General features: G+C 64.6%; 1 protein-coding gene. It reads right to left on the bottom strand.

What is annotated here, in order from left to right; all coding sequences use genetic code 11:
• The coding region (locus ACZ3HG_RS23505) for a hypothetical protein (protein ID WP_465334756.1) at positions 1–203 on the bottom strand (203 nt) is incomplete at its 3' end.
• Between the last annotated feature and the right edge of the window lie 74 nt (positions 204–277).

Below are 277 nucleotides of genomic sequence, written 5' to 3'. Positions count from 1 at the left end.
GAGGCGAGAATATGGCCATTCTGACCCGCCTCGCTGGCAGCAAGTGGGGCCAGTGAGCCAACCGGCAGGCCGAGGTCGAGGCCAACACCATAGAGGTGGCGGGCCCGCACGCCAGCACCGGTCAAAATAAGCAGGCGGTGCTCGGGCAGCAGTTTGCGGAGCTCCGCCACAATGGGAAGAATGGCTTCGGCACCGCGGTCCATGATGGAACGCCCGCCTATTTTGACAACCTGCAACCAGGGCAGCAACCGGATCGGACGGACGCCCGCAACGGGAC

Source organism: Erwinia sp. PME.40.26/001, from assembly GCF_055556675.1.
This window is presented reverse-complemented; position numbering and strand designations above follow the sequence as displayed.